The sequence below is a fragment of the Corynebacterium tuberculostearicum genome, assembly GCF_032821615.1.
In the GTDB taxonomy this organism is placed as follows: Bacteria; Actinomycetota; Actinomycetes; order Mycobacteriales; family Mycobacteriaceae; genus Corynebacterium; species Corynebacterium tuberculostearicum_H.
Genome location: NZ_JAVBIF010000018.1, coordinates 1 through 20,754 on the forward strand (window position 1 = coordinate 1; position 20,754 = coordinate 20,754).

The 20,754-nt window shown below is 59.0% G+C and carries 21 protein-coding genes and 2 tRNA genes; 13 read left to right on the top strand and 10 right to left on the bottom strand.

The window, feature by feature from the left end:
- Positions 1 to 202: 202 nt before the first annotated feature.
- The 4 genes from RAE09_RS10180 to gyrA form a co-directional block, all read right to left on the bottom strand.
- A tRNA-Ala gene (locus RAE09_RS10180) sits at positions 203 to 275 on the bottom strand.
- 9 nt (positions 276 to 284) lie between these two features.
- Positions 285 to 361 (bottom strand) — tRNA-Ile (locus tag RAE09_RS10185).
- A gap of 162 nt (positions 362 to 523) precedes the next feature.
- Positions 524 to 862 (bottom strand): DUF3566 domain-containing protein, encoded by a 339-nt coding sequence (locus RAE09_RS10190; protein WP_034667939.1) that lies wholly within the window; start codon positions 860 to 862, stop codon positions 524 to 526.
- 3 nt (positions 863 to 865) lie between these two features.
- Positions 866 to 3,418, bottom strand: a complete 2,553-nt coding sequence (gene gyrA, locus RAE09_RS10195; protein ID WP_316981621.1) for a DNA gyrase subunit A — start codon at positions 3,416 to 3,418, stop codon at positions 866 to 868.
- A gap of 78 nt (positions 3,419 to 3,496) precedes the next feature.
- On the opposite strand from gyrA, the gene RAE09_RS10200 reads away from it, so the two are divergent.
- The 5 genes from RAE09_RS10200 to RAE09_RS10220 are packed head-to-tail and all read left to right on the top strand — an operon-like array spanning position 3,497 to position 6,356.
- The gene (locus RAE09_RS10200; protein ID WP_150850211.1) at positions 3,497 to 3,718 is read left to right on the top strand and encodes a CopG family transcriptional regulator; all 222 of its coding nucleotides are present in this window, start codon (positions 3,497 to 3,499) and stop codon (positions 3,716 to 3,718) included.
- 6 nt (positions 3,719 to 3,724) lie between these two features.
- Positions 3,725 to 3,985, top strand: a complete 261-nt coding sequence (locus RAE09_RS10205; RefSeq protein ID WP_200435912.1) for a cell filamentation protein Fic — start codon at positions 3,725 to 3,727, stop codon at positions 3,983 to 3,985.
- 38 nt (positions 3,986 to 4,023) lie between these two features.
- Positions 4,024 to 4,380 carry a hypothetical protein gene (locus RAE09_RS10210; RefSeq protein ID WP_316981622.1) on the top strand — a complete coding sequence of 119 codons (357 nt, stop codon included), beginning with the start codon at positions 4,024 to 4,026 and terminating at the stop codon, positions 4,378 to 4,380.
- Positions 4,381 to 4,400: 20 nt separating this feature from the next.
- Complete coding sequence (locus RAE09_RS10215) at positions 4,401 to 4,838, top strand: DUF6918 family protein (protein WP_316981623.1); 438 nt, start codon at positions 4,401 to 4,403, stop codon at positions 4,836 to 4,838.
- A 42-nt stretch (positions 4,839 to 4,880) separates the two neighbouring features.
- Entirely contained in the window at positions 4,881 to 6,356 is a 1,476-nt protein-coding gene (locus tag RAE09_RS10220; protein WP_316981624.1) for an MFS transporter, read from the top strand.
- A 69-nt stretch (positions 6,357 to 6,425) separates the two neighbouring features.
- Here RAE09_RS10220 and gyrB read toward each other — a convergent pair whose 3' ends face one another.
- The 5 genes from gyrB to dnaA form a co-directional block, all read right to left on the bottom strand.
- Positions 6,426 to 8,495, bottom strand: a complete 2,070-nt coding sequence (gene gyrB / locus RAE09_RS10225) for a DNA topoisomerase (ATP-hydrolyzing) subunit B (protein WP_294164487.1) — start codon at positions 8,493 to 8,495, stop codon at positions 6,426 to 6,428.
- 157 nt (positions 8,496 to 8,652) lie between these two features.
- Positions 8,653 to 9,222 (bottom strand): DciA family protein, encoded by a 570-nt coding sequence (locus RAE09_RS10230; RefSeq protein ID WP_005326879.1) that lies wholly within the window; start codon positions 9,220 to 9,222, stop codon positions 8,653 to 8,655.
- Positions 9,215 to 10,426 carry a DNA replication/repair protein RecF gene (gene recF / locus RAE09_RS10235; RefSeq protein WP_005326880.1) on the bottom strand — a complete coding sequence of 404 codons (1,212 nt, stop codon included), beginning with the start codon at positions 10,424 to 10,426 and terminating at the stop codon, positions 9,215 to 9,217. The genes RAE09_RS10230 and recF overlap by 8 nt, the downstream gene beginning before the upstream one ends.
- Positions 10,426 to 11,607, bottom strand: coding sequence for a DNA polymerase III subunit beta (gene dnaN / locus RAE09_RS10240; RefSeq protein WP_005325994.1), 1,182 nt, complete (start codon positions 11,605 to 11,607; stop codon positions 10,426 to 10,428). Before dnaN ends, recF begins: the two co-directional genes overlap by 1 nt.
- A gap of 732 nt (positions 11,608 to 12,339) precedes the next feature.
- Entirely contained in the window at positions 12,340 to 13,977 is a 1,638-nt protein-coding gene (gene dnaA / locus RAE09_RS10245; RefSeq protein ID WP_316981625.1) for a chromosomal replication initiator protein DnaA, read from the bottom strand.
- Between the two features lie 670 nt (positions 13,978 to 14,647).
- Between dnaA and rpmH the strand changes: the two genes are divergently transcribed.
- From rpmH to RAE09_RS10285, 8 genes are read left to right on the top strand one after another with little or no spacing between them, the layout of a single operon-like run.
- A complete protein-coding gene (gene rpmH / locus RAE09_RS10250; RefSeq protein ID WP_003847033.1) occupies positions 14,648 to 14,791 on the top strand; it encodes a 50S ribosomal protein L34 in 144 nt (47 codons plus the stop codon).
- Between the two features lie 3 nt (positions 14,792 to 14,794).
- Positions 14,795 to 15,157 (top strand): ribonuclease P protein component, encoded by a 363-nt coding sequence (gene rnpA / locus RAE09_RS10255; RefSeq protein ID WP_005326013.1) that lies wholly within the window; start codon positions 14,795 to 14,797, stop codon positions 15,155 to 15,157.
- Positions 15,158 to 15,204: 47 nt separating this feature from the next.
- Positions 15,205 to 15,420: a membrane protein insertion efficiency factor YidD gene (gene yidD / locus RAE09_RS10260; protein ID WP_005326014.1), complete on the top strand. Its 216-nt coding sequence runs from the start codon at positions 15,205 to 15,207 to the stop codon at positions 15,418 to 15,420.
- Between the two features lie 13 nt (positions 15,421 to 15,433).
- Positions 15,434 to 16,411, top strand: a complete 978-nt coding sequence (gene yidC / locus RAE09_RS10265; RefSeq protein WP_239279041.1) for a membrane protein insertase YidC — start codon at positions 15,434 to 15,436, stop codon at positions 16,409 to 16,411.
- Between the two features lie 29 nt (positions 16,412 to 16,440).
- On the top strand, positions 16,441 to 17,040 hold the full coding sequence (gene rsmG, locus RAE09_RS10270; protein ID WP_040425466.1) for a 16S rRNA (guanine(527)-N(7))-methyltransferase RsmG: 600 nt from the start codon (positions 16,441 to 16,443) through the stop codon (positions 17,038 to 17,040).
- Between the two features lie 10 nt (positions 17,041 to 17,050).
- Positions 17,051 to 17,899 (top strand): ParA family protein, encoded by an 849-nt coding sequence (locus RAE09_RS10275; protein WP_049359071.1) that lies wholly within the window; start codon positions 17,051 to 17,053, stop codon positions 17,897 to 17,899.
- Between the two features lie 6 nt (positions 17,900 to 17,905).
- Positions 17,906 to 18,946, top strand: a complete 1,041-nt coding sequence (locus tag RAE09_RS10280; RefSeq protein WP_250411830.1) for a ParB/RepB/Spo0J family partition protein — start codon at positions 17,906 to 17,908, stop codon at positions 18,944 to 18,946.
- Positions 18,947 to 18,955: 9 nt separating this feature from the next.
- Positions 18,956 to 19,534, top strand: a complete 579-nt coding sequence (locus tag RAE09_RS10285) for a 2-methylaconitate cis-trans isomerase PrpF family protein (protein WP_179387171.1) — start codon at positions 18,956 to 18,958, stop codon at positions 19,532 to 19,534.
- A gap of 9 nt (positions 19,535 to 19,543) precedes the next feature.
- Here RAE09_RS10285 and RAE09_RS10290 read toward each other — a convergent pair whose 3' ends face one another.
- Positions 19,544 to 20,725 carry an N-acetylmuramoyl-L-alanine amidase gene (locus tag RAE09_RS10290; RefSeq protein WP_040425444.1) on the bottom strand — a complete coding sequence of 394 codons (1,182 nt, stop codon included), beginning with the start codon at positions 20,723 to 20,725 and terminating at the stop codon, positions 19,544 to 19,546.
- Between the last annotated feature and the right edge of the window lie 29 nt (positions 20,726 to 20,754).

Here is a 20,754-nt window from a genome sequence, read left to right on the forward strand (position 1 = left end):
ACGACCAGCCCTCTACGACAACGCTATCGACACCAACTACACCCATTCAATCGGCATCCAAAAAGGCCAAATCTAACCCCAGCGACACGCCGAGCCAGACACACATTTTGACCCTTAACCCTCACTTCTCAGAGCGCTTGGGAACGACCGCGGAAATAAAAAATGTCCGGCCCCTCCGAAGAGGAAGCCGGACTTCATGCTGTGGAGCATAGGAGAATCGAACTCCTGACCTTCTGCTTGCAAAGCAGATGCTCTACCAATTGAGCTAATGCCCCATTGTTCCGTGGTGGGCCTAGCTGGAATCGAACCAGCGACCTCATCGTTATCAGCGATGCGCTCTAACCGACTGAGCTATAGGCCCTTGTGCGGAACGAGAATTAACTCTACATACTATCCCCGGATTTATACAAATCGCCTGCTCAATGAGCATTTTACGCCATCAAACAAAGGAGAAAGATTCCTGCTGAAGAAAGGAAAATGCCGGCACCCGAAGGTGCCGGCATCCGCTATGGCGAGAGAGGCGCTAGCGGTTGTCTAGGTCGACTCGCAGGCCGCCAAAGACGTCCACGATGGCGTTATAAATAACCGCCATCAGAGGCGCCAGCAATGTAAGGAGAACGGCGAAAATAACGCCGATGAGCGCGGAGGCGGAGATGACGACACCGAAGGTGACCTCGAATCCGCCGCCCACGCCGCCGACGAGGCTATTGAGCGATTCCCAGATGCCCACCTGGTTCAGGCCGATGTAGAGCAGGCATACGGCCAGCATCCAGGCGATGAGTCCGACGAGTGACAGCGCCAGACCAACGCGGAAGGCGGAGGTGGGCGAGATTCGCGTAATCGTTACGTCTCGTCGTGCCATTAATTACTCCTCATCCTTGGAAGCATCGCCAGCCTTGTGCTCCTGCTGGACCTCATCCACGGTCTTTTCACCCTTGGCTACAGCCTGAGCGTCTTCCTCACCATCTTCTTCGACGTTGCGGTCGATGGCAAGCAGTTCGACATCGTCAGCCAAGTTCACCAAGCGCACGCCCATGGTCGCACGGGAGGACGGACGAATCTGGTCCACCTCGGTGCGGATGACGCCGCCGGCGGAGGTGATGGCGAAGATCTCGTCATCCTCATCGACGGAGATGGCGCCGATGAGCTTGCCGCGCTTCGGGGTGTACTTGAAGGTCATAACACCCAAGCCACCGCGGCCCTGCGGGGTGTATTCCTCGATGGCGGTGCGCTTGCCGTAGCCGCCAGAGGTGGCTACCAAAAGGAACTCGCCATCGTGGACCACGGACATGGATAGCAGCTGGTCATCGCCACGGAAGCGCATGCCCTTCACACCGGCGGTAGCGCGGCCCATGGGGCGCAGCTGGTCGTCGTCGGCAGTAAAGCGGATAGCTTGGCCCTGCTCGGAGGTAAGCAGGATGTCATCGCCCTCGGAGACGAGCTGTGCGCCGATGAGCGCATCGCCCTCGTTGAGGTTGATGGCGATAAGGCCAGCGGAACGCGCGGACTCGTAATCGGTCAGGCGGGACTTCTTCACGCGGCCCTGCTGGGTGGCGAGGACCAAGTAAGGAGCGTCCTCGTAGGACTGAATCTGGATGACCTGTGCGATCTTTTCTTCCGGCTGGAATTCCAACAGGTTAGCCACGTGCTGGCCGCGTGCGGCGCGACCGCCCTCGGGCAGCTCATAGGCCTTAAGACGGTAGACGCGGCCGAAGTTGGTAAAGAACAAGATCCAGTCGTGCGTGGAGCAGACGAAGAAGTTCTTCACAATATCGTCCTGCTTGAGCTCAGCGCCGCGCACGCCCTTGCCGCCACGCTTCTGTGCCTTATAGGAATCCACCTTGGTGCGCTTAGCGTAGCCAGTAGAGGTAATGGTGACCACGACGTTCTCGCGGGCAATGAGATCCTCATCGGTGACATCGCCGGTTGCCGGGATGATTTCGGTGCGGCGTTCATCGCCATACTTATCGACGATCTCTGCCAGCTCATCGTGGACAATCTGGCGCTGACGCTCCTCGCGGGCGAGGATGTCCTTCAGATCAGCGATCTCGCGCTCGATCTCGGCCAACTCGTCGATAATCTTCTGGCGCTCCAGAGCAGCCAGCTTGCGCAGCTGCATGGCCAGGATGGCATCGGCCTGGATATCGTCGACGTCGAGAAGCTCCTTCAAGCCTTCGCGCGCCTCGTCCACGGTGGGAGAACGGCGGATAAGGGCGATGACCTCATCGAGCATGTCCAGGGCCTTGACCAAGCCGCGCAAGATGTGGGCGCGCTTCTCGGCCTCGTTCAAGCGGTACTGGGTACGGCGAACGATGACCTCGATCTGGTGCTCCACGTAGTAGCGCAGCATTTGATCCAGGCGGAGGGTGCGCGGCACGCCGTCAACAATGGAGAGCATGTTGGCGCCGAAGGAGGTCTGCAGCTGGGAGTGCTTGTAGAGGTTATTGAGCACCACGCGAGCCACGGCGTCGCGCTTCAGGGTGACCACGATGCGCATGCCCACGCGGTCGGAGGACTCATCCTCAATCTTGGAGATGCCTGCAATCTTGCCGCTGGCCACGGACTCCGCGATATTAGAGATGAGGTTATCCGGGTTGACCTGGAACGGCAGCTCGGTAATCACGATGGTCTGACGGGAGCCAGACTCCTCGATGGAGGTCACACCGCGCATGCGGATGGAGCCGCGGCCGGTGGTATAGGCATCCTTGATGCCCTGATCGCCCACAATGAGGCCGGCGGTGGGGAAATCTGGGCCCTTGACGCGTTCCATGCAGGCTTCCAGCGCAGTCTCTTCGTCTGCATCCGGGTTATCCAGCATCCAGTAGATAGCCTCGGCCAGCTCGTTGAGGTTATGCGGCGGGATATTGGTGGCCATACCCACGGCAATACCACCAGAACCGTTCATGAGCAGGTTCGGAACGCGGGATGGCAGGACGTCTGGCTCGCTGGTCTTACCATCGTAGTTGGGCGAGAAGTCCACGGTGTTCTCGCGGATATCGCGCACCATCTCCATGGCCAACGGGGTGAGCTTACACTCCGTATAACGCATTGCTGCCGGGCCGTCGTTACCGCGGGAACCGAAGTTACCCTGGCCATCCACCAGTGGGTAGCGCATGTTCCAGGACTGAGCCAGACGCACCAAGGTGTCATAGATGGCGATGTCACCGTGCGGGTGGAACTGACCCATGGTGTCCGAAACCGGACGGGCGGACTTCACGTAGCCGCGCTCCGGGCGGTAACCGGAATCGAACATCGCGTAGAGGATACGGCGGTGCACCGGCTTCAGGCCATCGCGCACCTCCGGCAGGGCACGGCCGACGATGACGGACATGGCGTAGTCGATGTAGCTCGACTCCATCTCCTCATTAATGTCAATGGGAAATATGCGATCAAAAAGATCGTCGTTATTGTCACTCATAACGCCAAATTCTACCCTCTAGAGCCTTTCAGAACTCGAATTGCCGCACGGGTGGTATCACCGTGGTATCACTGAGGCATGGCAATGACATTGCGGCTTACGGCCGAACAGGATCACGCGCTCACGCTACTGGCTTCCGCGCAGGGCACCTCCAAGCACGAGGCGGTGGTGCGCGCCGTTGTTGCGGCGGCAGCCCGCACGCTTGCCGACGCCCACGTGCAGTCCACCGCCCGCGCCCTCCTCCCCGGCCGCGCTGAGCTGGAGGCGGAAATCCGCCGCGCCCGGCCCGCACAGTCCTAGGTAAGCATGAGCACCGAACAGCTCTACCTCTTGGCACGCGAGTTTTGCGCACGTTATAACGTCCGCATCATCAACTTCGCCGCCCTGGCGGCCGCGGCGGCTGCCAGCACCGCCAAGGTGGAAGGAATAGCCATTCATGACAACCACCGCGATGCCGCCCGCGCCATGGCGGAGGTATTAGCCCGCGTGCCAGCGCTTAACGGGTATAACGCAGAGTTCGCAAAGTTCAGCGCGCGCGTCTACCTTAGTGTTAAAGAAGTTACCTAAGTTACTGGGGATAGTGACCCAAGAAAGGAACTACCACCATGTCCCACTTCAAAAAGATCGCCGCCTCGAGCCTGACCGCCGTGGCGCTAGCTGCCACCACCGTCACTGCTCCTACCGCCACCGCCGCTGATGCCGATTCCTGGCAGGACAACGTAAATCCGGATTTTCAGCCGGGCGAGGCCGGTGGTTCCTCTACCGGTTCTTCCCAGCTGGATCTCACCCTGATTATCACCGCAGCGGCCGCTGGCGTCACCGCGCTGGCCAGCGCCGTGGCGCTGTACTCCCCTAATGTCGATGTGGAGAAGGCTGCACGCGATGCCGGCCTGGGCCAGATTGCTGATCAGATTGCTGCCATTCAGGCCACCCTCCCTGGCCTGCCGGGCCAGCCCGCCTAATTCGCGTAAGGTGGTGCAGCATGGCACATCTTTCTGAACTTATGTCAGGTCCGCAGCGCACTGCGGTGATTAGCGATTGCGGCGAGCTGGTTGAGGGGGTCGTCGCCAAGCAATCGGGCATTACCGGCATGGCGCTCAAGGGCGCCGTCGCCGCCGCGAAGAAGGTCGACTCCGCCATCATCACCAAGGCCCTAGGCCGCGTGTTGCCGGATGTCCTGGATGCCCTGGATCCGCACTGGCAGGAATTTTCGGAAAGTTCCGAGCAGGATTTCGGTTCCTTCCTGGAGCCGCGCAGCGCCCAGGTGAGCGATTCCATCATGTCGGTGGCCGATAAGCATGCCGAGCAGATTAACTCTCCCGCGCTGTCTAAGCCTTATAACTCCTTGCGCGGCAAGGCCTCGAAATTCCTCACCCCCGCGGTGCCGGATTTCGGCCGCGTGCTGCAAAAACACATGTAATTTCCGCGCGGTTGAACCTAGAACAAGCCGCAGAGTATAAGTGTGGAAGTGACTACTTCCGCAGCTAACCAAACCGAGTACCCCGCCGGCCAGGATCCCGCCCGCTGGCGGGTACTTATCGTTTTGCTCACGGCACTCTTCATGTCCCTGCTGAGCGTGTCGATCGTGAACGTAGCCCTGCCCTCGATTCAATCGGGCCTGGGAGCCTCTGAGTCTGATGTGCAATGGGTGCTCTCCGGCTATGCGCTCACCTTCGGCATTATCCTCGTGGCGGCCGGCCGCGCGGGAGATCTCGTCGGCCGCGGCGGCATTTTTCTAGCGGGCATCGCTATTTATTCCATCAGTGCTGCGGTCGCCGGCTTTGCCCCCAATGCGGAGGCACTCAACGCCGCCCGCTTTATCCAAGGCCTAGGCGCTGGGCTGCTCAATCCGCAGGGCGTGGGAATGATCCAGCAGTACTTCCGCGGTCCGGAACGCGCCCGCGCCTTCGGCTACTTTGGCTCCACGGTGGGCATCGCTGTGGCTATCGGACCGGTACTGGGCGGCCTTCTCATTCGCCTCGGCGGCGCGGACCTAGGTTGGCGGCTGACCATGCTGGTCAATTTCCCCGTCGGCCTTATTGCCATCATCTTAGGATTGCTGTGGTTTCCCCGGCCGCTGTTCTCTCGCGTACGCGATGACGCCGGCAATAAATTGGGCATCTTCAAGGCCCTCGCCACCCTGGATCCCATCGGCGCGCTGATCCTCGGCGCTGCCGTATGGGCCATCCTCTTCCCCTTCATGGAATCCTCCGCTTCCCCGGCGGTGTGGTGGCTCCTACTGTTGGGCGCCGTCCTCCTTGTGGGTTGGGTGCTATGGGAGCGCCGCCACAAGGCCACCGGCCATCCGCCAATGGTGGATCTCACTATCTTCGCCACCCCGAGTTTTCGCAATGGCACCATCATCGCCACCTTGTGGTTTATGGGCATTACCAGCATTTGGGTGCTCGTAGCACTCTACTTCCAAAGCGGACTCGGACACTCCGCCCTGGCTGCCGGCTCCGTAGGCATTCCGGCTGCCTTGTTGAGTTCCATATCTGCCACGCTGGCCGGCCGATCCGTATCCGTCCACGGCCGCAAAGTCGTGGTGCTGGGCATGCTCGTGACCATCTCCGGCCTCATTGCCACCATTGCGCTTATCTGGGCCACTGAGCAATGGGGTGCCAGCGAATGGTGGATGGTCCTTTCGCTGGCCCTTGTTGGCGGCGGCCAAGGCTCGGTCATCTCCCCCAACCAAACGCTCACCTTGGCGCATGTTCCACAGGCCTACGCCGGATCGTCCGGCGCCGTCCTCCAAACCGGCCAGCGCATCGGTACGGCCATTGGGCTTGCCGTTATTACGGCCATCGTTTTTGCCACCTTGCACGGCACAAGCGCGGACTGGCCGCTGTCCATCATTGCCGGCTTCGGCGTCATCCTCGCCATGTGCCTCGCTTCCCTAGGATTCGCCGTAGCGGATCAGCGCAGCTCCCAGGCCTAGGCCCAGCGCTTTCCGACGCCACAATTAAAGCCCACCGCGGTAATTCCACGGTGGGCTTCATGCTGCGCTTTAGATATCCAGGAAGCGGACGTCCTTCGCGCGGCGGGTAATGAAGGAACGGCGAGCCGAGACATCATCACCCATGAGGATGGAGAAGAGCTCATCGGCGCGCTGCGCGTCTTCCAGATCCACACGGCGCAGGATGCGGGTGCTCGGGTCAAGCGTGGTCTCCCACAGCTCGGAGGCGTTCATCTCGCCCAAGCCCTTGTAGCGCTGGATGCCATCATCTTTGTTGATCTTACGGTTTTGCTCCAAGCCCTCGGCCAGCAGCTTATCGCGCTCGGCGTCGGAAAAAGCATAGCCCGGAGTACCCTTAGACCACTTGAGCTTGTACAGCGGCGGGTTGGCCAGGAACACGTGGCCATCCTCAACCAGCTGCGGCATAAAGCGGAAGAGCAAGGTCAGAAGCAGCGTGGCAATGTGCTGGCCGTCCACGTCGGCATCGGCCATGAGCACGATCTTGTCGTAGCGCAGCTTCTTGATATCGAATTCCTCGTGGATGCCGGTACCCAGCGCGGTAATAATCGCCTGGACCTCGGCATTCTTGAGCACCTTATCCATGCGGGCCTTCTCCACGTTCAGGATCTTGCCGCGCAGCGGCAGGATGGCCTGGAACATGGAATCGCGGCCGCCCTTAGCGGAGCCACCTGCAGAGTCACCCTCCACGATGTAGAGCTCGGAAATCTTCGGATCCTTCGAGCGGCAGTCTGCAAGCTTGCCTGGCAGGCCGCCGAGGTCGGTGGCGGACTTACGGCGCACCATCTCGCGAGCCTTGCGGGCAGCCATGCGAGCATGCGCGGAGGACACAGCCTTATTGATAATGGCCTTAGCCTCTGCCGGGTTGGCGTCGAACCAGTCATTGACGTGCTCATTGACCGCGCGCTGGACAAAGCCCTTGATCTCGGAATTGCCCAGCTTGGTCTTGGTCTGACCCTCGAACTGCGGATCGCCCACCTTGACGGAAATAACAGCCGCCAAGCCTTCGCGGCAGTCATCGCCGGAAAGGTTGCCGTCCTTTTCCTTGAGGAGCTTATGCTCCTTAGCGTAGCGGTTCATTAGAGAGGTCAGGGCCGCACGGAAACCCTCTTCGTGCGTGCCGCCCTCGTGGGTGTTGATGGTATTGGCAAAGGTGTGAACGGACTGCTTATAGCCCTGGTTCCACTGCAGCGCTACCTCTACCTCGTGATCCTCGCCCTTCGCATCGAAGGAAACGATGGTCGGGTGGATCGCGGTCTTGGACTTATTGAGGTACTTGACGTAGTCGGTCAAGCCATCCGGGTAGTGGAAGGTTACCTTCTTGCGGCGCTTCTTATCCGCCGCAGCGTCCTTCGCCTCGCCGGATTCTTCATTAAAGGTATCGCCGGCGTCCGGGGCATCATCGAAGGACGTCTCATCCGCGCTGGTTTCGCCAGATTCTGCATCGGCGATCTCTTCCAGCTCGATCTGCTCTTCGGTGACGCGCTCATCAATGAGCTCAATGCTCAGGCCCTTATTCAGGAAGGCCATTTCCTGCAGGCGGCGGGCAATGGTGTCGTAATCGTACTCGGTAGTTTCAAAAACTTCCGGGTCCGCCCAGAAGCGGATCTTGGTGCCCGTGCCGCGGGCATTGCCGCCCTCAACGAGCTCGTCTGGGATGGCGTTCTGGAAGTTTTGGTACCAGTGCTTGCCGTCGCGCTTAATCTCCGCCTCCACGCGGGTAGACAGCGCGTTCACCACGGAAATACCGACACCGTGCAGGCCGCCAGAAACGGCATAGGAGTCGGAGTCGAACTTACCGCCAGCGTGCAGCTGGGTCATGACCACCTGGACGGTAGGCGCACCAGAGGCGTGCATTTCTACCGGGATGCCACGGCCATTATCGATGACCTCGACGCCGCCATCCTCCAGCAGCTTGACGGTAACCTTATCGGCGTAGCCGGCCATGGCCTCATCGACGGAGTTATCAACGATCTCCCAAATGAGGTGGTGCAGGCCGCGCGAACCGGTCGAACCAATGTACATGCCGGGGCGCTTACGGACGGCCTCGAGGCCCTCCAGGATCGTAATTGACCCGGCATCATATGCGTGTTCTTCAGCCACGGATTCGTGCTCTCCTTTTGGCTATAGCTAATTCTAAGACCTTGACTATTCTACACGGATACCCCCTACTGAAAGACACCCCACACCCGTGAGAGATAGGAATCTGGCGCGCTCTGAGGTTCTTTACATTGTGCAGGTCTGAGTAAACCTCAGCCTATTAGCCGTAGGTATCTTGTGATCCTTGCGGTTTGACCCACTGCCGCCCTTCATAATTGCGCCTTTGCTTCGGCCCGTGAATCCGCAGTTCCACAATGACATCCGGGCCTAGGCGGTCAGAGATTTTGCGCAGGATTTGCCGCTGCAGGTAGCGCAGCTCCGTTGCCCACGTGGAGTTATCGCAGGATACATAGACAATCTTGTCCTTAATCCGCTGCGGCTGCGTATGCGCGGCAATGCGCTCGCCCACCAGATGCTCCCAATTGCCCATCACCCAGCCATTAGCCAGATCATGCTCCCACCCACGATTGACCACCTCGCGGTTAATTTGGGACCCCAGGCTCGGCACGGCCAGCGTGCGCCGTTTCTTCCTGCCATCTGGTCCTGTGGGAATGCCCCGTTGATAGCCCATATACCCCTGCTTTTGCGCCTTCTCCAGCGAAGGCACCGGCATCTTCGGCACCGGGCGGGTCAGCTTCGGCGGGTTTTTGGAGGTGGACCGAACCAGCTTGAAGTACTGGGTGACGGGATCGATGCGCTGCTTGCCGACGCCCCCTTGATCCTCACTCATTCCCCTCACCTTCCTCAGCGGCATCTTGAGCACGATCTTCGGCAGAATCTTCGGCGCTGAGCTTGGAAATGCGGCCGGTCTCGGTATCTTCTACGCTCACGCGGTAGCGCACGATGGGTTCCAAGTTTCCGGGCAGATCCTCATCCACGGCCGCCGTAATGAGCACCTGTTCGGCCTCGGCGGCCAAGTGGACCAGCTGCTTGCGGCGCTTGGCATCGAGCTCGGCAAAGACATCATCCAAGATGAGCACCGGATCGGATCCTCCCTCCTGGCGCAGGAGGTTGAATTCCGCCAGGCGCAGCGCGATGGCATAAGACCACGTCTCGCCGTGGCTAGCAAAGCCCTTGGCCGGCTGATCGCCCAGGTTGAGCACCAGATCATCGCGGTGCGGACCCACCAGGGAAATGCCGCGTTCGATCTCGCGCTGCCGGGCGGCGGCCAACTCGGTGAGCAGCACGGCCTCTAGCACCTCGCGATCGGAGGTATCGATCGTGGACTTATACTCCACGTGCGCTGGTCGCGATTCTGGCGCCAGGCCGGAATAGGCGGCGGGGATGTGGTCCAAGAGGGCGTCGACAAGCGCAAGGCGTGCGGCGATCACCTGGGCGCCAAGCCGGGCAAGCTGCGCATCCCAGGTATCCAAGGTGGCCAACGCAGCGGCGCCATCGCTATTGGAATAGCCGCGGCGCAGGCTGGCGGAGGCCGATTTCAGCAGGGCATTGCGTTGCTTGAGCACCTTGTCGTAGTCGGCCTTCACACCCGCTAAGCGCGGAGTCCGCGAGGCAATGATGCTATCGAGGTAGGCGCGGCGCCCAGCCGGCTCCCCGCGCACCAGGGCCAAGTCCTCCGGGGAGAAGAGCACAGTTTTTACCACGCCCAGCAGCTCACGAGGGCTGCGCAGGCGGGTGCGATTAATCTGCGCCTGGTTGGCCGCATGGGGCTTAATCAGCAAATGGGTAGTAAGCTCGCGGCCCTGGTTCACCGCGGTAATGGATACCCGCGCGCTATCCGCGCCTTGGCGCACCAGCGGTGCATCGTAGGAAACGCGGTGGGAGGAAAGGTGAGCGGTATAGCCAATGGCCTCAACGATATTGGTCTTGCCAAAGCCATTGCGACCGACAAAAAGGGTGATCCCCGGCCCTAGCTGCACATTAAGTTCGGGCCACGAGCGAAAATCCCGAACATCGAGATCCCTGACGTACATTAGCCCGGCAGGCGAACCGGCATGAGCAGGTAGGTGAAGTTGGTCTCCGGCGTGGGGAAGTTGCCATCTTCATCGGCCTCAGGCAGCTCTTCCGGTTCTGGGATCATGATGGCTGGGCGCGAAGGCTCGGTAAAGCCGAAGACCACGCGGTCGGTATTGATGACGCCCAAGCCATCCTTGAGGTAGCCCGGATTGAAGGCGATGAGGAATTCATCGCGGCCATGGAACGCACACGGCAGGGTCTCGGTCGCGTTACCAGCATCCGCACCGGCGGAAAGGGTCACCTGGCCATCGGCGAATTCCATCCGAATCTGTGCGTTGCGATCCGTCAGCAAAGACACGCGGCGAATTGCTTCCTGCAGCGGGGCGACCTCAATGGAGGCAATATTGGTGTGATTCTTCGGCAGCAGGGGTTGCACATTAGGGAAGTCCGCATCCAGCATGCGCGTGGTGGTCTCGCGATTATCCGCGTGCAGGCCAAAGAGACCATCGGCACCAATATTGTCATCGGTTCCCACAGCGATTTCGACTGGGATATTCAGGTGCGGATCCAAGGAACGACCAGTTTCCTGCAGGGTCTTCGCAGGCACCAAGAGTTTCGCTTCTACATCCGGCGACTTCGGCTCCCATTCCAAGGTGCGCATGGCCAGGCGGAAGCGGTCCGTTGCCGTCATCTCAATGTCCTTGCCACGGATATCCATGTGCACACCGGTGAGCATGGGCAAGGTGTCATCCTTGCCGGCCGCAGCGGCGACCTGATGGATGGCCTCGACGAATAGCTGTGGCTGAATGGTGCCGGTAACCTCCGGCAGGACCGGGAGCTGCGGGTAATCATCCAGAGGAATCAGTGGCAGCTCAAAGCGGGAAGAACCACAAGTAACCAGAGCCTTGGAATCTACCTGGGAGATCTCCACTTCCTTGTTGGGCAGGGAAGCGACGATGTCAGAGAGGAGCTTGCCGGCTACCGCGATCTGTCCGGGCTCATCCACCATTCCGGCGATTCGGACGCGGGTGGACACCTCGTAATCGAAGCCAGTGAACTCAAGACCATTGTCATCCGCGGTGATCAGCATCGCGCGGAGCACAGGCTGGGTGACCTTGGACGGCAGGCTACGAGCAACCCACGCTACGGCGTTGGCAAGGTCATCTTTGGCCACGCGAAATGACACGGCTTCATCCATGGTGCGAAGAGCTCCTCTGGGGCAAGTAGGAAATTTGTTACTTACAAAAGACTGGCTTCCAACTTACCGCATCGGGCACGGTGCGCCACAACGTGTAATTCCATCTTTGCCTGTCCGATCCGCGCTTGGCCGAAGGCAGGCCGGGCCGAATTCCACACACCCTCTTTCTTCTATACAGATCAGAGAAATAATTTAGTAGTAGTAATAAGCGCTGTGGGATCTGTGGGTAACTAGGTAAACGACAAGTTCAGGACACAGATCCGGGGTGTGCCAATTCTTGTGATCTTGCTGTGATCAATCGGGGCGAAATGTGGACAACTAACGGGATCGCCGGTTTATCCACAGGTTTTGTCATTTGATCACCGATCTACACACAGTGCTGATCACAGGGTAGTTCTCCCAGCATAGAGCCTGTGGAATTTAAAACTGTGAGTAAGATCTACGAATTACAAAGATGGAATTACACAAGTGTGAATAACGCTGTGGATAACTCTTTTCGCAGTTAAGAGAGTACTTTTCGCGGACCTTCTGGGTTCTTTGTGGAATTACACGAAGGTGTAGGCGGCTGTGTGGACGGTTTGAACCAGGTTTCGGCGTCTCAGTCAAGAATCTCTGATCTGGTAGTTCTGGTCTCACCTTTAAGTAGTGCGAGCAGAATCCCCGAAGTGACAAAGGGCAGACAAAAGCGCCCTCCTTTATATAAGGAAGGCGCTGAACCAGCGGTAGAGAAATTTAGGCGCGGCCGCGATTCTTGATGCGCTGGGTAAGCGCCTGGATCTCGTCGTAGGTATTGCGCTTTTCAGTCATCTCTTTGCGGATCTTGCGATCCGCGTAAATGACGGTGGTGTGGTCTTTGCCGCCGAACTGTTCACCGATCTTGGGAAGGGATAGCTCCGTGAGCTCGCGGCACAGATACATAGCTAACTGGCGTGCATGTGCCACCGCACGCTTTTTGCCAGCGCCGCGCAGAGTCTCTACATCAATATCGAAGAATTCTGCAGTGACCTCCATGATCGAGGTAGCGGTGATTTGCCTATCGGCGGAATCTGGGGCCAAATCGCGCAACGCGATTTCTGCCATCTCCACGTTGATTGGCTCATTCACCAAGGAGGAATAGGCCGAAACGCGGATCAGTGCGCCCTCGAGCTCACGAATAGATGACTCAAAACGAGAGGCAATGAGCTCAAGCACGGAGCGATCCACTTCGGTGCCGTCATTGGCCGCCTTCTTCATCAAAATCGCGATACGCGTTTCTAGATCTGGCGGCTGAATATCGGTGATAAGACCGCCTTCAAAGCGGGTGCGGAGGCGATCTTCCAGCGTGGTTAGCTGCTTCGGTGGGCGGTCCGAAGACAAAATGATCTGCTTATTGGCTTGGTGCAGCGCATTGAAAGTATGGAAGAACTCTTCCTGGGTGGATTCTTTGCCTTCCAAGAACTGGATGTCATCGACCATCAAAATGTCGAGATTGCGGTAGCGCCGCTTGAATGATTCCTGACGGTCATCGCGCAGGGAATTAATATAGTCATTCGTGAATTCTTCCGAAGACACATACTTTACGCGCAGACCCGGATGCAGTACTTGGGCGTAGTTGCCGGCGGCATGCAAAAGATGCGTTTTACCCAGACCAGAGCCACCCCAGATAAATAGTGGGTTGTACGCACGGGCGGGATTCTCGGCCACAGCCACGGCGGCACCATTGGCAAAACGATTCGAAGAACCGATCACGAAGCTATCGAAGGTGTGCTTCGGATTGAGGGAAGTCTCACGGTTGGGATCGTGCGCCGGGGCCTCGCGCGGGATGCGGGCAGAATTGGTGGCAGCACCGGAGAAATTTCCCGCGGATTCTGCCTGCTGTTGGTTATAGTGCTGGGCCAGCTCATCCAGGCTTGCAGGGGCGTGACTCGACTGCCAATTGTTCTGGGAAGGGGCCTGCTGTGCAGCGGCATCCGTTTGCTGCGGGCGCGGAATGTAGTTCTGGGTAGCTTCCGTGTTCTGCGGCGGTTGCGCTTGAGGCGGTTGCTGTTGTTGAGGGGGCGTTGGCTGTGGTGCAGGCTCCGCGGCCGGCGGCTGTGGCTCTTGCGGGGTGGCAAGGGTAACAGCAAAGGAACACGGCCGGCCTAGGTGGCGGGTTAATGCCTTGGCAATGTGCTCGCCCAACTCATTTTCGACCACATTTTTGGCATCCAGGTTTTCGGCGGCAACGAGGGTGTAGCCCTCAACCATCATGATGGGGCGAACCAGTTGGAGGTAAAGGCGCTGTGAGTGCGAAAAACTGGGGACCTCGGAATTGGGTTGCTCGGATTGTGCGAGCAGGTCATCAACGACCGCGCGCCAAACGGCATGCAGGTTCGCTTGTGGGTCAGTCACAACAGGCTACCTTTGTGGAATTTAGTCGGGGACGGGTGGACATTGAATAACAATTTTCACTGCGGATTCCACCGTGGTTTTCACATCGGTTTTTATCGAGTCACCTCGATCTCCACAGAGTTATCCACAGGTGTGGATGAAATAGTTATTCACAGCTTAGTTCATGACTGTGGATAACTCTTCATTGGTCAATTTATGGCCCTATGCTGCGGAAACTGCAAAAGTCTCAAGCGTTGATTTAGAGTTATCCACATGACCGGTTGGGCTGTGGAATTTGATTCTTCTGTTCTACCGCCGAAATGGCGGGTGTGTCTAGCGAGAAAAATTCACCACTCGGGTGTGGGTTGGGGTGGGTCTTACTGCGTGATGGATTAGGTGCAGTAAGAGCGCAGAATCTGGCCCTCTAGCTGCAGGAAAAAACATTTATGTAATTTCGGGTGTACCCGGGTGTCGATTTGTTCCCAGCGGCAGAAATCACGTAATCTGGCATGGTCTATTGCAACAAAGAGTTGCGCGTGAAAGTGACAGCGTCACCTCGCACCGGCTGGGCCCGTCGGCTCGCCGTGCACCGGAGAGACTGTGATGCGTCAGGTTCATGGAATCTATTCATCAGTGGGCGTGCCGCTGCATTGCGGTGGTGTGCCTACGCACAACTTCAAGGAGAATTAACGTGGCAAAGGGTAAGCGCACGTTCCAGCCGAACAACCGTCGTCGTGCTCGCAAGCACGGCTTCCGCACCCGCATGAGCACCCGTGCAGGTCGCGCCATTGTTGCAGCTCGTCGCAAGAAGGGCCGCGCAAAGCTGACTGCATAAGTTATGCTTCCAGCCCAGCACAAGCTCACGTCGCCGACGCAATTTCGGCGCACGATGAAGGGTAGTCGCCGGGCGGGCACTCGTACGGTCGTCGTGCATGCGCGCGACAACGCAGGTACGGACAAAGCAGCCGATATCGCCGCCACTGGGCCGCGATTTGGGCTGATTGTTTCGAAAGCCGTCGGGAATGCAGTGGTTCGCCACCGCACCTCCCGGCGGCTTCGCCATGTGTGTATGACATTCATTCCCAAGCTGCCCGCCAGCGTGGACGTTGTTATCCGTGCCTTGCCCGCCAGCGCCACTGCTAGCAGTGAGCAATTAGAAAAAGATCTTGCCAAAGCACTGCGCAAGCAATGGGATATCTAAATTCCCGCGGGGAGGAAATTCCCCCAGCCAGAGGATTGGCCAAACCAATGGTCAAAGTGGTTCGTTTCTACCAAAAACATGTCTCTGGCCTTAAGATGGTATCGACCTGTCGGTTCGAGCCGACATGCAGTGCTTACGCCCTAGAGGCGCTTTCTCAACACGGCGCAATCAAGGGTACGGCGATGGCAATAGCCAGGGTCTGCAAATGCGGCCCCTGGCATCCGGGCGGATTCGATCCGGTCCCGGGTACCAACAACAATTGAGGATTAAACACTCGTGCTTAATATCATTTACTGGCCAATTTCGGCCGTTTTGTGGTTCTGGCACTGGCTGCTGTCCCTCGTAATGGACCCTACCTGGGGCATTACCTGGATTCTGGCCATTGTGCTGCTGACCTGGACGCTAAAGGCACTAATGGTCAAGCCGACCATCAGCCAGATTCGTTCCTCGCGCAAGATGCAGGAAATCCAGCCTAAGGTGCAGGAAATCCGCGCGAAGTACGGCAATGACCAAACCAAGGCCGCGCAGGAAATGCAGAAGGTCTACAAGGAGTCCGGCGTTCGCCCGATGGCCGGCTGCCTGCCGGTCTTCGTGCAGATTCCAATGTTCGTTGGTTTGTTCCACGTGCTGCGGTCCTTCGACCGCACCGTTGCGGTAGCCGGTGGCATTGGACATCCCAGTGGTGACCCTATGTCCGTTGAGGATAACGCCAACACCGCGAACTACATCTTTAAGCCGGACCTGGTCCAGCAGTTCTTGGATGCCAAGATCTTTGATGTTCCGCTGGTGACCAACCTGCGCTTGAACTCGCCGATTGTGGAGGGCGTAACCACTACCCAGGCAGCCGTCATCATCGTTCCGATGATCGCCGTCATTGCGGTTATGACGCACTTCAACGCCCGCATGAGCCTGAACCGCCAGGAAAAGCGCCGTGCTGCTGGCAAGACCCAAGCGCCGCAGGGGCAAAATGCGGAAATGATGCAGCAGCAAATGGCCATGATGTCCAAGATGATGCTGTGGGTCATGCCGGCCATGCTGGTCTTCTCCGGCTTCATCTGGCCGATTGGCTTGCTGTTCTACATGATGGCCAATACGGTCTGGACCTTCTTCCAAACCCGCATCGTCTATGCCAAGATGGACCGCGAGGAAGAAGAAGAGGAAGCCGCTAAGGTAGAGGCCAAGCGCACTTCCGCGCCTAAGCCGGGTGCCCGCAAGAAGGACAACCGCACCAAGAAACAGCGCAAAAACAAATAAACACGGAGGAGAACCCCATCGTGTCCGAGATGGACCCGTCAGTAGTATTCGGCTCCCGCTTGCCCCTCGCGCAGGCTTACCATGATTCGCTCGCTACAGACGGGTCCACTCGTGGTTTTATAGGCCCCCGCGAGGTGCCACGCCTGTGGGACAGGCACATTATTAACTGCGCCGTCGTCAAGCAGGCAATCCCGGAGGGCGCCACGGTTATCGACGTCGGCTCGGGTGCTGGGCTGCCCGGCATTCCGCTGGCCATCGCGCGCCCGGACCTGCAGATCACCCTGATCGAGCCGCTGCTCAAGCGCTATAACTACCTCAACGAGGTCGTAGAAGAGCTGGGCCTAGACAACGTGACGGTGCTGCGCGGCCGTGCCGAGGAAGGCCCGATTAAAAAGGCCGTGGCGGGAGCAGACGTGGTCACCTCCCGCGCCGTCGCACCGCTGGGCAAGCTGGCGAAATGGTCGCTGCCGCTCGTGCGCAAGGGTGGCGAGATGATCGCGCTGAAGGGTTCTTCGGTACACGAGGAACTGGAACGCGATGCCGCCGACATTAAGAAGGCCGGCGGTGGAAAGGCCGAGGTCAGCACCATCGAGGGAACCACGATCATTCGTGTCCCGCGCGTGAACTAAAGTAGACGGCATGACTAATCCGCGCCTTATCACCATTGCTAACCAGAAAGGCGGCGTAGGCAAAACCACCTCCGCCGCCAACTTGGCCGCAGCGCTAGCCACAGAGGGCAAAAAAGTGCTGGTGATCGATCTTGACCCGCAGGGAAACGCCTCCACGGCCATGGGCGCGGAACATAATTCCGGCACCGATTCCAGCTATGAGGTGCTCCTTGGGGACTGCACCGCCGAGAAGGCCATGCAGGCTTCCTCGCACAACGAGAACCTCTTCTGCATCCCCGCCACCATTGATCTGGCTGGCGCAGAGATTGAAATGGTCTCCTTGGTGCGTCGCGAATTTCGGCTCTATGACGCCCTGCATAATGGCTTCCTTGAAGAGCATGGCTTCGAATATGTCTTCATTGATTGCCCGCCATCGCTGGGTTTGCTCACCATTAACGCGATGACCTGCGCTGAGGAGGTCATCATCCCGATTCAATGCGAGTATTACGCCCTGGAGGGCGTGGGCCAGCTGCTGGGCAATATCTCCATGATTCGCGAGCACCTCAACGAGGATCTGCATATTTCCGCCGTGTTGCTGACCATGTATGACGCCCGCACGCGCTTGGCCGAGGACGTGGCCGATAACGTCCGCGAACAGTTTGGCGCCGTGGTGCTGGCCAATGTTATCCCGCGCTCCGTGCGCGTTTCCGAGGCACCGGGGTACGGTACTACGGTTATTGATTACGCTCCCTCGTCCACCGGTGCCCGCGCCTACCTTGCGGCCGCGCGCGAGCTTGACCGGCGTGGCGATTATCGCCCGCACCCGACCACCGGGGCGATTGGCGTGAGCCCAGAGATTTACGCGGAATTGGAAGGATAGGAACTCATGGCAGAACAGAAGCAAGGTGGCCTTGGCAAAGGCCTAGCCGCACTCATCCCGTCCGGTCCTGATGCTCCTACCCGCAAGCCGCGCTTGGGCGATTCCGCCGCGGATATTATTTTGGGTAATTCCACCCCGCAGCCGGGCCGGAAGGGTGGTGAAGGCAAGCGCGTAAAGGGTGCTCCCACCATTCAGCAGGGTTCTGGCTCTAAGTCCTCCAAGAAGCGCCAGGCCACCCCGGCTCCTATCGGTGCGACCTACCGCGAGATTTCCATTGGGGATATCATCCCCAACCCGAAGCAGCCGCGCACGGTCTTCGACGAGGATGAACTCGGCGAGCTCGTCCACTCGATCCGCGAGTTTGGCCTGTTGCAGCCTGTGGTCGTTCGTCCTTCCGAGGAAGGCGGCTTTGAGCTCATCATGGGTGAGCGTCGTTGGCGCGCTTCCTCCAAGGCGGGCTTGGCCACGATTCCAGCCATCGTGCGCGATACCAAGGATGACAACCTGTTGCGCGATGCCCTGCTGGAGAACATCCACCGCGTACAGCTCAACCCCTTGGAAGAAGCACATGCCTACCAGCAGCTGCTGGAAGAGTTCGGCGTTACCCAGAACGAGCTGGCGGACCGCATTGGCCGTTCGCGCCCACAGGTGACCAATATGCTGCGCCTGCTCAAGCTGCCGGTAGAGGTACAAAAGCGCGTAGCTGCTGGTACCTTATCTGCCGGCCACGCGCGTGCCCTATTGTCCTTGGATGACACCGAGGCCATGGAATACATTGCCAACCGCATCATCGCGGAGGGCCTGTCCGTACGCGCCACCGAGGAGGCAGTCACCCTCTACAAGCGCGATGGTAAGCCGGCCGAATCCAAGAAGAAGCAGCCGGCACCGCAGCCGCAGTACTTTACCGATTCCGCTGAGCGCCTGTCCGATCGCTTCGATACCAAGGTCACCGTGACCATGGGCAAGCGCAAGGGCAAGATGGTCGTGGAATTTGGTGACCAAGAAGATTTCGAGCGCATCATGACGCTCATTGAGGGCCAGCACTAAACCGGGGCGATGATCCTCGAGCCGGTACGCGAAGGCACGCGCATTCACCGCCAGGCCGCGCGCAGCACCTTTTGGGAGCTGGAGGCCTCCGTGGTCGATCCCGCCTTTGAAAAGGAAGCGTGGCTGGCTACTACCCTGCTCTCCTTTGGTCAGTGTGGCTTTACTGTGGGTGAGGACGCCACCATTCTCTTTTGCTCCCGCGAGGATGCTGCCGGCGCCGCCAAGCTTCCCACCGCCCCCATTTCAAACGATGCGGAGATCATTACCTCGCTCTTCGTTAAGGCACATTTAATGGGGCGTGGCATTGAAGCAGTGCTTGTCGACGCCGCCATTATGCACCTCACTAACCGCGGCAGCACCGCCGTGGAGGCCTTTGGCTATTACGGTGATCCGGCCGCTGCGGCGGATTTCTTGGGCCACAAACCGGCCTATATCGGGCTGATGTCTTATGAGACTTTGCGCTCCGCCGGCTTTGAGGTGGCCGCGGATCACCCAGTACTCCCCCGCTTGCGGCTCGAGCTGCCGCCCGAGCACGATATGCTCAGCGCGGCAGCTGCCGAAGACCTTTTAGCCCGCGCCTTGGCCTAGATTCTAGGCCTAGGCCTGCTCGGCCTGGAGCAGCTCGGAGAACTTATAGGTGCCGGTTACAGCGGTGTCCTGCTCCATGAGGTACATGCGCTTTACGGCAATCACGATCGCCTCCGCAATGTCATCGCGGCGGGACGGGTTGGTGAGGATCTTTATGTCCTCTGGGTTGGTCAGGTAGCCCAGTACGATCTGGATGACCGGCATCTGGGTCAAGCGCAGCAGGTCCCAGGTGCGGCCGTGGTTGCCGCAGTCCAGCAGCTCAGTGCGCGCGACAATCTCGCGCTGGATGAAACCGGAAAGGGTCTCACCAATGAGTGAGGAGTTGCCGGATTCGGAACCGAAGTAGAAGGTGGCAACACCATTGGCCTTCTCATTGGGGTAGGAATCGCAGGCTAGGGAAATGACCATGTCCGCATCGAAGGCGTTAGCCAGTTCGGCGCGGGACTTGACGTCCGCATCGGAGGTCCGAGGACGGGAGATGATGGTTTCCATGCCTGCGGCAATCATGCGCCCCTCGATGCGCTGGGTGAGATCCCACAGGATTTCCTGCTCGGAAATATCACCGAAGCGACCCTTGACCAACTGGCCGGCGTCGCCGCCGCTCAAGGCCGGATCGATGACAACGCGCTTGCCCGCCAGCTTTGGGCCGGCGTTGCGGACGCGCTCACGCTCTTGGATATTGTGCGCGGAACCGCCGGTGATGCGGCGGCCAAGCAGCCCAAGGGCGCGGATGGTGGCGGGGCCGCACACACCATCTTCTTGCAGGCCGCAGTTGTGCTGGTATTCCTTCAGCGCCGCGTGGGTATTGGTACCGAAGTGGCCGTCCACCCGCTGCTGGTAGAAGCCGAGCTCCTGCAGCTGCTGCTGGAGCTGTGAGATATCGTCACCCACCAGCTCATTCGCAGGCTCGTAGCTAAGGACGCGGCTGCCGAGCGTGTATGAGGCTTGGCGCAGTTCGCGCAGGGTGAGATCGTCGATTTCGCCCGTGGGCACGATACCGCGGGATTGCTGGAAGGCCTTGAGGACCTCAGACAAATTGGCATCAAAGCTCTTGTCGCTCTCGGAGTACTTCTGCTTCTTCCACGCAGAAAGTTCCCCCTTGAAATCTGACAAGAGGCCGAGACGGGCCAAGGTAGCGCGAGCCTCAGCTACACGCACGCTTGTATCGCCGACTCGAAGAACGCGATTCACGCCTTATACCCCTTTCACAGCCCGCTTTA

What these genes read in the sequence shown, in the direction of transcription:
- RAE09_RS10205 (WP_200435912.1), top strand. Translation starts at nt 3,725, where the DNA reads ATGAGCACCGAACAGCTCTACCTCTTGGCACGCGAGTTTTGCGCACGT.
- RAE09_RS10280 (WP_250411830.1), top strand. Translation starts at nt 17,906, where the DNA reads ATGGCAGAACAGAAGCAAGGTGGCCTTGGCAAAGGCCTAGCCGCACTC.
- RAE09_RS10200 (WP_150850211.1), top strand. Translation starts at nt 3,497, where the DNA reads ATGGCAATGACATTGCGGCTTACGGCCGAACAGGATCACGCGCTCACG.
- rnpA (WP_005326013.1), top strand. Translation starts at nt 14,795, where the DNA reads ATGCTTCCAGCCCAGCACAAGCTCACGTCGCCGACGCAATTTCGGCGC.
- rsmG (WP_040425466.1), top strand. Translation starts at nt 16,441, where the DNA reads ATGGACCCGTCAGTAGTATTCGGCTCCCGCTTGCCCCTCGCGCAGGCT.
- RAE09_RS10210 (WP_316981622.1), top strand. Translation starts at nt 4,024, where the DNA reads ATGTCCCACTTCAAAAAGATCGCCGCCTCGAGCCTGACCGCCGTGGCG.
- RAE09_RS10215 (WP_316981623.1), top strand. Translation starts at nt 4,401, where the DNA reads ATGGCACATCTTTCTGAACTTATGTCAGGTCCGCAGCGCACTGCGGTG.
- gyrA (WP_316981621.1), bottom strand. Translation starts at nt 3,418, where the DNA reads ATGAGTGACAATAACGACGATCTTTTTGATCGCATATTTCCCATTGAC.
- RAE09_RS10275 (WP_049359071.1), top strand. Translation starts at nt 17,051, where the DNA reads ATGACTAATCCGCGCCTTATCACCATTGCTAACCAGAAAGGCGGCGTA.
- dnaN (WP_005325994.1), bottom strand. Translation starts at nt 11,607, where the DNA reads ATGGATGAAGCCGTGTCATTTCGCGTGGCCAAAGATGACCTTGCCAAC.
- yidD (WP_005326014.1), top strand. Translation starts at nt 15,205, where the DNA reads ATGGTCAAAGTGGTTCGTTTCTACCAAAAACATGTCTCTGGCCTTAAG.
- recF (WP_005326880.1), bottom strand. Translation starts at nt 10,426, where the DNA reads ATGTACGTCAGGGATCTCGATGTTCGGGATTTTCGCTCGTGGCCCGAA.
- RAE09_RS10285 (WP_179387171.1), top strand. Translation starts at nt 18,956, where the DNA reads ATGATCCTCGAGCCGGTACGCGAAGGCACGCGCATTCACCGCCAGGCC.
- RAE09_RS10190 (WP_034667939.1), bottom strand. Translation starts at nt 862, where the DNA reads ATGGCACGACGAGACGTAACGATTACGCGAATCTCGCCCACCTCCGCC.
- RAE09_RS10230 (WP_005326879.1), bottom strand. Translation starts at nt 9,222, where the DNA reads ATGAGTGAGGATCAAGGGGGCGTCGGCAAGCAGCGCATCGATCCCGTC.